Source organism: Paenibacillus sp. R-74696, from assembly GCF_055814915.1.
In genome coordinates this window covers 16,311-29,211 of sequence record NZ_JBPULM010000009.1, presented here as the reverse complement: position 1 = coordinate 29,211, position 12,901 = coordinate 16,311, and the positions used below count along the sequence as shown (strand labels likewise).

Below are 12,901 nucleotides of genomic sequence, written 5' to 3'. Positions count from 1 at the left end.
CATCTCATGAAAAATACGCAAATTGAGTTTACAGCCCCATGGAAAGTAGAAGTGAAGCAGGAGGAGCTGCAAGCCCAGGTTCCAGAGCTTACAGGCAATCAGGTGCTGGTGAAAAAGCATTATACGCTCATTAGCCCTGGCACGGAGCTCGCATGTCTTTCCGGAGGCGAAAGCTGGTTCACTATGCCGTCTGTGCCTGGGTATGCGGCAGCTAGTGAAATTGTGGCAATGGGACCAGAGGCGGCTGAAGGCTTCCAGATTGGCGATATGGTGTTTCATTACGGCAAGCATTCCCGCTATGAGCTGACGACGACAAGCGGGGTATTTCTTAAAGTGCCAGACAGCTTGCCACTGGCTTGGGCTCCATTTACGCGTTTGGCTACGGTGGCGATGACGAGCACACGGGTATCGTCCATTGAACTCGGCGATTATGTAGCGGTGACAGGCCTTGGACTGATTGGCAATATGGCCGCGCAGCTGGCCGGGCTTCAAGGTGCTTCGGTTATTGGCATTGATTTAGCGGCAAAACGCAGAGATCTCGCCAAGCACTGCGGCATCCAGCACGCCATTGAGGCAGGTGCGGATTCGCATAAGCAGGTTATGGAGTTGACGGGCGGCAAAGGTGTATCTACGCTTATTGAAGCGACAGGGGTGCCGCAGGTCATTTTGGATAATGTAGCGCTTGTCGGACAATATGGGGAAGCGATCCTGCTCGGCAGCCCGAGGGGCGAGCTTCAAAGCAATGTAACCGATTTGCTGAACAGCATCCATTTGAATGGACGCGGCTGTGTGACGTTCAAGGGAGCGCATGAATGGCGTTATCCGCTAACGCCGGAAGCTTTCGTCAAGCATTCCCTTGTACGCAATTCAGAGGTCGTATTCCGCCTTATGCAATATGGCAAGCTGCAGATCGAGCCGCTCATCAGCCACATTATGAGTCCTGCTGATGCACCTGCTGCTTATGAAGGATTACGAAATAAAAAAGATGAATATTTAGGTGTGCTATTTAACTGGGAAGAGGTGTAGGGGAATGATTAGAGGATTAAGCAAGTCGGGATTAGGATCCATTACAGATGAACAGCTGATTGCAAAAGCGGCAGAGTATGGATTTGGTGTCGTTGATATGGATGCCAAGGCGCTTGTAGACAAGCATGGAGAGCAAGGGGCGGCAAAGCTGCTGTCTGACCATCAGGTGACTTTAGGCTCAATAGGGCTGAATGTGGAATGGCGCGGCACGGATGAGCAGTTTCGGGAGGGCCTGAAGCAGCTTCCGCTGCATGCGGCGGCGGCGGCACAATTGGGATGTACAGCCTGCTGTACATATATTTTGCCTTCGACGGACTACAAATCGGCCCTGTTTACAGCACTTGCCGTATCCCGCTTGCGCCTAATCGCCGACGTTTTGGACGCATATGGCATTCGTTTTGCGCTGGAGTTTGTGGGGCCGCATCATTTGCGGACGGCATGGGCGAATCCTTTTATATGGACGGTTGAGGAGACGCTTGCGCTTATCTCGGCGATTAATCGGCCCAATGTTGGCTTGCTGGTGGACGCTTATCATTGCCATACGACGGGCTTTACGCCGGAGCATTTGAGAGGCCTCAGAGCTGATCAGGTCGTTCATGTCCACATCAATGATGCCCGCGACCTGCCTGTCGATGAGCTGCTGGATAATGACCGTCTATACCCTGGTGAAGGGATTATTAACCTGAAAGGCTTTCTTGCCGCGCTCGCAGACATCGGCTACAAGGGGCCAGTTGTACAGGAGATATTGACCCGGACTGCTCCTGAGGAAACGTCGGATGAGCTGCTAAGCCGCTCAAAGGCTGGATTTGACAAGGTTTTTGCATAAAAGGCTCCTTAAGCCAGCAAGCCCGAGGCTAACAGGGCAAACGCACATTTCTTGCAAGCGCCTATACCGTTTCGCCATTTCGTCCATAGGATACTGTGTACTTCAACCAAAGGAGATGGACAAATGAGCTACAATGTGGCAAACGCTGGAATTGGCTGTGCCCCTTGCGGTGTAGGCGGAGCTTTCACAAGCGTAGGATCGATTCTCGTGCTTTTCATCCTGCTTGTTATTATTACTCGCGCTTGCTGGCTATAGTCCAGTTATAGGACCAGGCGGTTCGGTGCCGGACTAGGCACTGGGCCGCAGGAACGTATATCTGAACAAAAAGGAGTTGAACAAATGAGCTACAATTTAGCAGGTGCAGGCTACGGCCACGGCCACGGCCACGGCTGCAGCCCCTTCACTAACGTAGGAGCAATTCTCGTCCTTTTCATTCTACTTGTTATCATCACTCGCGCTTTCATCTAATGAATGATTATTGATGTCTGCCGATATGGCTATTAACTTTATAAGGTTTTGCATCATTTACAAAGCGTGCAAAATCATGAAATAGGCTTAATCGTCCCGGAGCATCCCGCGCTCCGGGCTTTTACATAGCTGGGGCCGTATTTAGGGTGCGACAACGTAACAATTACGATATAATAAAGCTTATGTAGAAGGACGATAATGGATACGGGAGTTTTGAAGATGGAAAATAGCAAACCACCAGTGCCGGTCTATTTGCTGACCGGATTTCTCGGCAGCGGCAAGACGACGCTGTTGAAACGCATGCTCGAATACTGGCAGGCTGAGGGTAAGAAAGCAGCTGTCATTATGAATGAGCTGGGCGATATTAATTTGGATGGGCAAGAAGTCGGAGACGAGGTGCCGATGGCCGAGCTGCTGGGCGGCTGTATTTGCTGCACGATTCGCGGTGATTTGAGCTTGGAGATGAAGCTGCTGATGGATGAGCATCAGCCTGATATCATCGTCATTGAATCGACGGGTGCGGCGAATCCGATGGAGATTTTGGACGGCGTGACCGAAGCGGCCATGTATATGCGCATTGACCTGAGAGCGGTCATTACGGTCGTAGATGGCCCCGAGCTGTTAAGGCGAACTCGTGCCGGCAAAGGACGCACGCTTAAGCTGATGCAGGACCAAATTCGCTGCGCGAGCTTTTTGCTGCTCAATAAGGTGGACAAGCTGGAGCCGGAGCAGCTGGTTGAAGCGCAGCAGGCGCTGCGGGAGCTGAACGCCCATGCCCAGATCGTTGCGACGATGCGCTGCATCATAGACGAGTGGTCTTGGCTGGATGCCCAGCAAGCGGCGGCTGCAAGCTCTTCCGCTTTGCTGCCGCCTGCAAGCCAGGAGCACGCAGAAGCTGCACATGCCTGTGGTCCAGGCTGTTCCCATGAGCATGATGAGGATCATATCCATCACCATCATTCGTATGAGCAGGAAGAGCCGCACGCGCATCACCATCATTCGCATGACCATGTAATGGCGCTGACCCATTATTTACAGGGGCCTGTTGACAGTGTCCAGTTTGAGGCGCTGCTGAACAATCTGCCGGAGCATGTGTACCGGGCGAAGGGCATCGTTACGTTCACCGATACGGCGAGCCGTTTTTTGTTTCAATATGCCTATGGGGAAAGCGATTTTATGAAAATAACACCGCAGGGCAAAGTCAATGATGTAGCCGTGTTTATTGGCGAGCATTTTTCCCGGGAAGAGCTGATTGCCGAGCTTTCGCAGCTGGAGAACGGCGCTTCATCTGGGGCATAAAGCAATCCAGCCAGCCAATAGTAAGAACGTCAGACGTCAGAGCAGAGGCTCTGGCGTTTTTTTATGCTGCTTCCGCTATCCTCTTGATTATGTTAAATCGCTGATGGACAAAATAACCAAGTAAGGGGCTGAAGCGAAATTCGCCCCCCTTGCATCATGAACGTAGGCATGGCGGTGAAAGGCTTCTGAAATAGAAATTTATTTCTTCGCTTATGCTCAGCAGAAAGGTTGTGTCCAAGGATGAACAAGTCAAAAATAGTGCGGTCAGCAGCGGCATGCCTGCTCGCGGCAGCCATAATGGCACCCGCAGCCTATGCCGCCGAGCCAGCCCAGCCGCAGGCGGAGCAGCAGCCTAACAAGCTGCCAGCTGCCAAGGGCCATTTTCACGAGGGGCATAAAAAGCATCATCGCGAGCACGCGCTGGGCCATGAGCAGTATCGTCTAGCCAAGCTTCGTTATATGGCTGAATATTTCGGCATTGCTGTTGAAGGCAAGACCTCCGAGCAATTAAAAGTCGAGCTGAAGGCGGCGAAGGAAAAAGATCCAGCGAAGTGGGAAGCTTTCAAAGCGGAGCATCGGGCTAAGCGTCTGGAAATGCTGCGCCAAGCAGCGAAAGAGTATGGCCTTGAAACAGAAGGAAGAACCGCCGAGCAGCTTCGCGAGGATATTCGCAAGTTTCAACGTTCCAAGGACGCGGCAGACGATAGCAGGCGTTAAAAGGACCATTTTTTTCTAGCAGGAAACAGGTTCGATAGGGCCTACCCAAGTAAACCCGGAAAGCGCGAAAGCTCCCATCTCTTGTGAGGGAGCTTTCGGCAATAACAGAAGACGAGGCAGAGGAATACAGATTTTTGCACATCAGCAGCCAAGCGGGAATTTCGGGAAAACAGCTTTTTTTCAGGTAATAAAGCAGTTAATTTGAGATTCGACAATAATTGTCGCAATTTGTCGCGGCAATTTAAAATATTAAATTAATTTGGCGTTGTGTTTGGATTAATGCGTCAAGTATACTAGAACTATATCATAATTTGGCAAAATTCGTCGATTCTATAAGCAGCTTCATTTGGAGGAGGATAGGCACTTGAAAACAATGAGGGTTGGTATTGCGCATAAATTAATTTTTACATTGGGAGCCCTCATGATCCTGTCTTTCACTTTGCTTGCTTCCATTCAATTAATGAAGCTGTACGACGTTAGCTTGCGCCAAGGTGAACTGGTTGCGCAAAACCAGTCCAATGCTTACATAACCAAGATGTCCATTGAGATAAATGATGCCTTAATTAGACTTGAAGGCCTGCAGCAATCCTTGCAGCAAATGAAGGAATATAACATGGCTGACCGCACGGAGGCAGTCAGGCTTATTGAAAATTTTGTGCGGGAACAGCCTTATATACTTGGTGTTTTTACGGTTTGGGAGCCTAATGCGTTCGATAATCGGGATGGGAATTTTCGCAATAAAAGCAGCTACGATGATGATACGGGACGTTTTGTTCCCTATATTGTGCGTCAAGGCGACAGGATCGTTGCTTACCCAAATAAGAACTATGAGCAGGTCGGCGATGGGGACTACTACCAAATTCCTAAGCAGACGAAGAAATTCGCTTTATTGGAGCCTTATTATTATGATATTAACGGCGAGCGGATTTTAATTTCGTCGTTTGTTTATCCGATTTTGGATGATGAGGGCAACTTTCTAGGTGTCGTTGGAGCGGATATTTCGCTCGACATGGTGCAGCAGGAAGTGGAGAAAATTCGTCCTATGGGCGGCTACGCGACGATGATTACGGCTGGTGACAGCTACCTTGCTAATGGGCTCGATCGCGCGCTGGTATCCAAGCCCTACTTGCCTTTGCCGGATGGCAATTCTTTAGAGGAGCTGAAGGAGCAGGCCCTGACCATTATGTATACCTCCGACCCTATGGTGAGCGGGACTGTAATGAGGCTGCTTAACCCGATACATATAAAGGATCAAACCTGGTATTTTGAAACGATCATTCCAAAGGGCAATATGCTCAAGGACTATTATAAAGGCTTAAGCAACACCATTATCATTTCCCTGGTTGCTTTTATTTTCACAACGATGCTGATGATATTGCTCATTCGCAAAATCGTGCTCCAAAACATCCGCAAAGTGGTGCACGTGTCCTCAGCGCTAGTGGAGGGCGACACGGACCAGAAGCTGGACATTGACACGAAGGACGAGTTCGAATTTATGGCGCAGCAGTTCAATCGCATGATTGATCATCGCAAGGCGAGCGAGGAACTGATCGAATTTCAAGCGACTCATGATTTGCTAACGGGCTTGCCCAATCGTTATGGCTATACGCGTCATATTGAGCAAATACATACCGTGCCGTACAGCAGCAGCAAGCAGGCAGCACTGCTTTATATCGATTTGGATCGCTTTAAAGTCATTAACGATACGCTCGATTATGCAATGGGCGACCAACTGCTCAAGCAGTTTGCAGACCGACTTAAACAGAACATTGGTGCCAATGGCCAGGTGTTCCGTTTTGGTGGAGATGAATTTGTCGTGCTTCTGAATGATGTGAATCATATGAATCCGCTGCTGCTTGTAGCCGATGATATTTTGTTTGCGATTGCTGAACCTATCCAATTGAATGACAGGCTTTTTTACATAACCGCAAGTATTGGCATTAGCTTGCAGCACGAGCTGACGGAGGAAACCGGCGACCGTATGGTCAAGGAGGCAGACACGGCGCTTTTTGTCGCCAAGAAGCAGCGCAATACAAGCAGGCTGTACTCTCCATCGATGAAGGATGTTTCAAAGCGGGAGCAGGAGCTGGAGAACGGTCTGTTCCCTGCTCTTGAAGGCGAGCAATTCGTATTGTATTACCAGCCAAAGGTGGATTTGAAATCCGGACAAATATACGGAGCCGAAGCTTTGATCCGCTGGCGCCATCCGGAGTTTGGCATGATCTCGCCGCTTGATTTCATCCCGCTGGCCGAGAAGACAGGCTTCATTATTCCGCTTGGGGAATGGGTGCTGCGAACGGCATGCAAACAAATTAAAATGTGGGAGCAGCAAGGCGTCACAGCGCTGACGGTCAGCGTCAATATGTCGATGCTGCAATTTCAGCAAAAGCATATCGTGGAGACGATCCAGTCCATTATTACGGAAGCCTCAGTCCGGCCAGAGCAAATTGAGCTCGAGCTGACGGAGACGATATTTATGGATAATCCCGATCATACGCTTAAAATATTGCGCGAGCTGCAGCAGCTTGGTATTCGGCTTTCTCTGGATGATTTTGGAACGGGTTATTCGTCCCTTAGCTATTTGCAGAACATTCCGCTGCATTATCTGAAGCTGGATAAATCGTTTATCCATGACATCGTCTCGGATTTTAAGAAGCAAATGATTTTTAAATCGTTGGTTGTAATCGCCCACAACCTGAACATGAAGGTTGTGACAGAAGGCGTCGAAACGGACGAGGAGCTGCAAATTATTCGCCAGCATAAATGTGACCTGGTACAAGGCTATATTTATAGCCCGCCGGTTACGGCTGAGTGTTTCATCGAGCTTTACCACAAGCATGTGTCTTAAGGCTTGTATGCCTTAGATGAGAGTAAGTTAAGCCGGTTATGAGTAAAATAAGGAAAAGCCAGCAGGAGCTTCCCGTATAAGGGCAGGCTCTTTTTTTCGTTCTTTGAGACAAGGCTTGTCGTGCACCGAGAAATTTGCTAAAATAAAGCGGAAGTTATTTAGTAAATTTATTAACTAAACGAATGTGGTGGAGGAAATGGCAACGATTAAAGAAATTGCGGCTATGGCGGAGGTGTCTGCCGCGACGGTGTCACGTGTGCTCAACAACGATATGACGCTCGCTGTCGGCGAAGAGACGCGTGCGCGCATATTCGCGATAGCGGAAAAGTTGCAGTACAAGCCATCGCGTCTAAAACGGCTCAAGCAAGAAAGCCAGCGTTCTCAGCTGCAAATTGGCTTATTGCTGAGCTTTACGCTTGAACATGAGGATATTGATCCTTACTTCCTGTCGATTCGCAGAGGGATTGAACGCCGCTGTGAGGAGCTCGGTATTGCCATCGGTAAAGTATGGCGCATTGGCGGACCTATGGAGCCTCATCCACAGCTGGATGGCCTCATTGTCGTTGGCGGTGTAGCGCAGCGCGATGTTCGAATGCTGTACGAGGGCTACAAAGTGGTCATGATTGACCATCTGGGCAAGCTGCGGCATTATGACACGGTCAACTTGAATTTTGAGCAGGCGGTTGAGGATGTTATGGAGCATCTGCTGGAGCTTGGACATACCAGCATTGGCTACATCGGCGGAGGAGTAGATCAAGCCGCCGACGAGCCGCGGCGCAAGCATATGCAGCGCCAGCTGGAGTCTCAAGGCATTTTGCGCCAGGAATGGGTGCTTGCTGGGGAATGGACAACAGGCAGCGGCTACGAGCTGATGAACAAGCTGCTAGGGCAGGAAGAACGTCCTACAGCATGCTTTGTCGGCAGCGATCCGATGGCGATCGGTGCGCTTCACGCGCTGCATGAGCACGGTGTTGAGGTGCCGGAGCAAATGGCGATTGTCGGTTTCGACGACATTGAGGTATCAGCTTTCATACAGCCGCCGCTAACGAGCGTTAAGGCGTATACGGAGCAAATGGGCAAGACAGCCGTGCAGCTGCTTTTAGAACGGATTGAAGGCCGCGAGGTTCCGCTGCATGTCATGATGAATACGACGCTAATGGCGCGTGAAAGCAGCGGGGCAGCCGGACATAATAAGGAGGCTAACGAATAATGGCTATTATTTTTGACGAACAAAATCAGCTTTTTCATCTGCAATCGAGAGAAACCAGCTATGTAATCGGATTGGTGAAAGGCGCTTATCCGGCACATGTCTATTGGGGCAAGCGGGTACGCGGCAGCCAGCTCGGAAGACTGCTTGAGCTGAAGGAGCGCTGTTCTTTCAGTCCTTCAACAGAAGCGGATGATTTTAAAATATCGCTAGACACGCTGCCGCAGGAATATCCGGCATTCGGCAACTCGGATTTTCGCTATCCGGCGTATCAGGTACAGCTGGCTGACGGAACGACGGTAACGGACCTGCGTTACGATTCCCACCGTATCGTACAAGGCAAGCCGGCGCTTGAAGGATTGCCGTCTGTTTATGTAGAGGGCGAGGATGAAGCACAGACACTTGAAATTACACTTGCGGACAGCTATTCCGGTCTGCGTGTTGTACTGAGCTATACCGTAATCGAATCGTATAACGCGATTACTCGCTCGGCTCGTGTCATTAATGGCGGAGAGAATACGCTGCAGCTGCTGCGGGCGCTTAGTATGAGCCTAGACCTGCCGCATGACCACTACGATATGCTTCAGCTGTCTGGCGCATGGGCACGCGAGCGTTACATTCATCGCCGCCATCTTGAGCCGGGACTGCAATCGGTGGAAAGCCGCCGCGGCGCCAGCAGCCATGCGCAAAATCCATTTATCGCGCTGTTGTCCGAAGGGGCAACCGAGGATCATGGCGATGTGTACGGTGTAAACCTCGTCTACAGCGGCAGCTTTGTGGGTGGCGTTGAGGTTGACCAATACCATGCCGCAAGATTGTTTATCGGTATCAATCCGTTTGATTTCAATTGGAGACTGGAGCCGGGCGAGCAATTCCAGACGCCTGAGGCGGTGCTCGTTCATTCCTCCCAAGGGCTGGGCGGCATGTCCCGCAGCTTCCATGATCTCTATCGTTCGCGTCTTTGCCGCGGCAGCTTCCGTGACGAGAGCAGACCGATTCTGATCAATAACTGGGAAGCTACCTATTTTAACTTTACAGCGGATAAAATTGAGGATATTGCTAAGGTTGGCAAGGAACTGGGCATGGAGCTGTTCGTCCTTGATGATGGCTGGTTTGGACAGCGCAATAGTGACAATTCGTCGCTTGGCGACTGGTTCGTTGACAAAAACAAGCTGCCGGGCGGTCTTGAGGATCTGGTAGCGCGCATTCGCAAGCTGGATATGCAGTTCGGCCTGTGGTTTGAGCCGGAGATGGTATCGCCGAACAGCGAGCTGTATCGTGCTCATCCTGACTGGTGTCTTCATGTCGAGGGAAGACGCCGTACAGAGGCCCGCAATCAGCTGATATTGGATATGTCCCGTGCCGACGTTCGCGATTACATTGTTAAAACGATTTCGGATGTTCTCGCTAGCGCGCCGATTACTTATGTGAAATGGGATATGAACCGCAATATGTCCGAGATCGGCTCAGCGCTGCTTCCAGCCGAGCGCCAGCGTGAGACGGCCCATCGCTACATGCTTGGTCTTTATGACGTGCTGGAGCGTATTACGTCTGCATTCCCGCATATTTTGTTCGAAAGCTGCTCGGGCGGCGGCGGACGCTTTGATCCGGGCATGCTGTATTACATGCCGCAAACTTGGACAAGCGATAATACCGATGCCGTATCCAGGCTGAAAATTCAATATGGCACAAGCCTTGTCTATCCGATTAGCTCGATGGGCTCCCACGTATCGGATATTCCTAACCATCAGGTCGGCCGCAATACGCCGCTTGAGACTCGCGGCAATGTGGCGCTGTCTGGCAATTTTGGTTATGAGCTGGATTTGACGAAGTTCACCGACGATGAGAAAGAAACGGTGAAAGACCAAATTGCGCTCTATAAAGAAGTCCGCCACCTGGTACAGTTTGGCGATTTCTATCGTCTGTCCAGCCCGTTTGAAGGCAATATTGCGGCATGGATGTTCGTTTCTAAAGACAAGAGCGAGGCGTTTGCTGTCTACACATCCGTCTTGCAGGAGCCGAATCCGCCGCTCAGCCGCTTCGTGCTGAAAGGGTTAGATCCAAGCCTCGACTATGTATGGGAAGAGAATGGCGAGACATATGGCGGCGATGAGCTGCTGTATGCTGGACTTGCAGCGCCGCAATTCCATAACGATTATGCAAGCAAGGTTTACCGTTTCCGTGCTACCGGCGTTTAAGCTGGTTTTTAGTCTGGAACAGTCTCGCATAGTCACGTTGTAGTCGATTTGAGTCAATAAGTCATGAATAAGAAATGAATAAGAAATGAATAAGAAAAAAGCTTCCTGCGCCGCGAAAAGTGGCGCTGGAAGCTTTTTTTTTGCATGCTGGTGGAGCAAGCATTGTTTTCTTGAATTTATAGGTGTGGCTATTTGCAAAAAAACGTATAAGTATCGTTGTGCTCATCAACCTTAAGGCAGCGCTTTGCCGCGCGAGCAGTTATACAGTCTGTACCATTCCTCACGTGTCAGGCGCAGCGTATCCGCATCTTTGCAGGCGAGTATACGCTTTGGATTGATTGAGCCGATAACCGGCTGAATGTTAGCCGGATGTCTCATCAGCCATGCGAGCACAATCGCTTCCGGCGTCGTATCCTTACGTTCCGCGAATTCAGCAACGAGCGCGGCTGTTGCAACAACCGATTCAGGGCTGTCGCCGAGCGGAGCGCCAGAATAGATGCCTTGGGCGAGCGGACCCCACGACTGCAGCTGAATATTTTCCATGCGGCAATACTCCAGTGTCCCTTCTGGGAACACATTATCGCGTGCTGCGAGCTGATTGACATGCAAACCTGTATCAATAAATCCATGCTTGAGCAGGCTAAGCTCCAGTTGATTCACAATAAACGGCTCGTCCGTATATGCACGAAGCAGTTTAATCTGTCCTTGGCTCATATTGGAAACGCCGAATGCGCGAACTTTGCCGGAAGCCTTGAGCTTCGAAATGGCACTGGCCACTTCCTCCGGCTCGACAAGCGCGTCAGGGCGATGCAGCAGCAAAATGTCGAGATAATCGGTTTGCAGCCGCTCCAAAATGCCATCGACACTGCTTAAAATATGACTTTCCGAAAAGTCAAAGCGCTGAGGATCATCATCGCCGCCTTGCAGGCGAATCCCGCATTTGGACTGCAAAATAATTTGCTCACGCAGGCCCGGACGGTCCTTCAGCACTTGGCCGAAAACTTGCTCGGCTTTGCCGAACGTATAAATATCTGCATGATCGTACATATTGATGCCTATTTCCAGCGCTGCGTCGACTGCTTCATGGCCTTCCTTAAAATGCTCGGCCTCAATCGGATTACGGTTCCAGCCGCCGCCAAAGCGCATACAGCCGAGAACCAGCTGACTCGCTTCAATGCCGCGTTTATGCAAAGGGATCGAACTCATACGTTTATCAACCTCCATGTAAGTGATTACATCACCTCTTATTATAATGCTAAATGAACAAGCGTACAGTGCTTATTGATGAAAAAAATACGCCGTACCTCGCCTAGCAAGGACGATCGTACGGCGTGTTCTTAAAGCCAGAGGCTTATTAATTGTTTATTTCACCATTGCGTTCAGCACATCGTCAATGATTTGCTCATTAGCGAATTTGCCCTTGTACAGCCTGCGGCTGAACCTAGGATTTCCATGCTTCGATTATTTGGTTATTTAAGGCTGGGTCTTGGCGCGCTCTTTCATATAAAAGGTCGGCGTCCTTCCGGTAAAACGCTTGAACAGCCGCTGGAAGTAAGAAACGTCGCGATAGCCGACGAATTCAGCAACTTCACCAACCGTCAGCATGGAATCGATGAGCAGATAGATCGCTTTTTTCATCCGCGTATCGTGAACGAAAGTGCTGATCGTCTGCCCAGTAACACGGCGGAAGAGGGTAGCGGCATAGTTGGGGCTTTTCTGAATGTAGCTGCCAAGCTCCTCCTTCGTAATTTTTTCACGGTAATGGTTGAAAATATAATGCTTCATGCGCTCTACCTGCTGGTTCGTATCGGCCATCGCGGGCCCCTTGTTCCATTCGCGGTTCCAGACCGCTAGCCATTCGGTTACGACAGACTGAGCGATTATATTCGCATACTCAGCCTGCTCCAGCCATTCCGCATGCAGATGCTTCATTCTGGCCAGCAGCATGTCGTACATGCCAATGCGGGATTTCACCCATGTCTGGCGCTGAAGCAGCGGCAATACGGGAGAAGCAGACAACGTTATTGCAACAACAAACTTCTCATGAAAAACAGTAGGCACACATTTGCCATAATAAGCTTGATTCGGCGGAATATAGAGCAGGTCGCCTTTCTCGGCGATAACCTTCTCATTCTCAATCCAATAGACGACGGTCCCGTAGCTCACTAGTATCAACGCGGCTTCGTTCGTATGTTTTGTATTTTTTTCGTAAAACCAATCCATTCCCCGATCCTGCCGAACCGCTGTTACTTGCAGCATTTAGGCCATTAGCCCCCTTTTCAAAACAGTACTATATTACATTTAGAATACTA

General features: G+C 50.2%; 10 protein-coding genes. 8 read left to right on the top strand and 2 right to left on the bottom strand.

The genetic code is table 11. The annotated features are described in order from the left end of the window. Positions 1-6: 6 nt before the first annotated feature. From ACSR9A_RS01995 to ACSR9A_RS01960, 8 genes are all read left to right on the top strand, one after another. A complete protein-coding gene (locus tag ACSR9A_RS01995; protein ID WP_473755359.1) occupies positions 7-1,026 on the top strand; it encodes a zinc-dependent alcohol dehydrogenase in 1,020 nt (339 codons plus the stop codon). 4 nt (positions 1,027-1,030) lie between these two features. Beyond that, positions 1,031-1,852 (top strand): sugar phosphate isomerase/epimerase family protein, encoded by an 822-nt coding sequence (locus tag ACSR9A_RS01990; protein WP_473755358.1) that lies wholly within the window; start codon positions 1,031-1,033, stop codon positions 1,850-1,852. Between the two features lie 123 nt (positions 1,853-1,975). Beyond that, positions 1,976-2,107 (top strand): YjcZ family sporulation protein, encoded by a 132-nt coding sequence (locus ACSR9A_RS01985; RefSeq protein WP_235533354.1) that lies wholly within the window; start codon positions 1,976-1,978, stop codon positions 2,105-2,107. Between the two features lie 432 nt (positions 2,108-2,539). Continuing rightward, a complete protein-coding gene (locus tag ACSR9A_RS01980; RefSeq protein WP_473755355.1) occupies positions 2,540-3,619 on the top strand; it encodes a CobW family GTP-binding protein in 1,080 nt (359 codons plus the stop codon). A gap of 240 nt (positions 3,620-3,859) precedes the next feature. Then, positions 3,860-4,336 (top strand): hypothetical protein, encoded by a 477-nt coding sequence (locus tag ACSR9A_RS01975; RefSeq protein WP_473755354.1) that lies wholly within the window; start codon positions 3,860-3,862, stop codon positions 4,334-4,336. A 373-nt stretch (positions 4,337-4,709) separates the two neighbouring features. Beyond that, the gene (locus tag ACSR9A_RS01970; RefSeq protein WP_473755382.1) at positions 4,710-7,184 is read left to right on the top strand and encodes an EAL domain-containing protein; all 2,475 of its coding nucleotides are present in this window, start codon (positions 4,710-4,712) and stop codon (positions 7,182-7,184) included. A 196-nt stretch (positions 7,185-7,380) separates the two neighbouring features. After that, a complete protein-coding gene (locus ACSR9A_RS01965; RefSeq protein ID WP_473755353.1) occupies positions 7,381-8,394 on the top strand; it encodes a LacI family DNA-binding transcriptional regulator in 1,014 nt (337 codons plus the stop codon). After that, positions 8,394-10,589, top strand: a complete 2,196-nt coding sequence (locus ACSR9A_RS01960) for an alpha-galactosidase (protein ID WP_473755352.1) — start codon at positions 8,394-8,396, stop codon at positions 10,587-10,589. Before ACSR9A_RS01965 ends, ACSR9A_RS01960 begins: the two co-directional genes overlap by 1 nt. Positions 10,590-10,820: 231 nt before the next feature. Here ACSR9A_RS01960 and ACSR9A_RS01955 read toward each other — a convergent pair whose 3' ends face one another. Then, a complete protein-coding gene (locus tag ACSR9A_RS01955; RefSeq protein ID WP_341279337.1) occupies positions 10,821-11,795 on the bottom strand; it encodes an aldo/keto reductase in 975 nt (324 codons plus the stop codon). A gap of 267 nt (positions 11,796-12,062) precedes the next feature. Further along, entirely contained in the window at positions 12,063-12,848 is a 786-nt protein-coding gene (locus ACSR9A_RS01950; RefSeq protein ID WP_473755351.1) for an AraC family transcriptional regulator, read from the bottom strand. Positions 12,849-12,901 lie beyond the last annotated feature (53 nt).

Bases quoted from the DNA above. Each gene is read 5' to 3' on its own strand.
- ACSR9A_RS01960 (WP_473755352.1), top strand. From the start codon at position 8,394: ATGGCTATTATTTTTGACGAACAAAATCAGCTTTTTCATCTGCAATCG.
- ACSR9A_RS01995 (WP_473755359.1), top strand. From the start codon at position 7: ATGAAAAATACGCAAATTGAGTTTACAGCCCCATGGAAAGTAGAAGTG.
- ACSR9A_RS01975 (WP_473755354.1), top strand. From the start codon at position 3,860: ATGAACAAGTCAAAAATAGTGCGGTCAGCAGCGGCATGCCTGCTCGCG.
- ACSR9A_RS01985 (WP_235533354.1), top strand. From the start codon at position 1,976: ATGAGCTACAATGTGGCAAACGCTGGAATTGGCTGTGCCCCTTGCGGT.
- ACSR9A_RS01950 (WP_473755351.1), bottom strand. From the start codon at position 12,848: ATGCTGCAAGTAACAGCGGTTCGGCAGGATCGGGGAATGGATTGGTTT.
- ACSR9A_RS01990 (WP_473755358.1), top strand. From the start codon at position 1,031: ATGATTAGAGGATTAAGCAAGTCGGGATTAGGATCCATTACAGATGAA.
- ACSR9A_RS01980 (WP_473755355.1), top strand. From the start codon at position 2,540: ATGGAAAATAGCAAACCACCAGTGCCGGTCTATTTGCTGACCGGATTT.
- ACSR9A_RS01965 (WP_473755353.1), top strand. From the start codon at position 7,381: ATGGCAACGATTAAAGAAATTGCGGCTATGGCGGAGGTGTCTGCCGCG.
- ACSR9A_RS01955 (WP_341279337.1), bottom strand. From the start codon at position 11,795: ATGAGTTCGATCCCTTTGCATAAACGCGGCATTGAAGCGAGTCAGCTG.
- ACSR9A_RS01970 (WP_473755382.1), top strand. From the start codon at position 4,710: ATGAGGGTTGGTATTGCGCATAAATTAATTTTTACATTGGGAGCCCTC.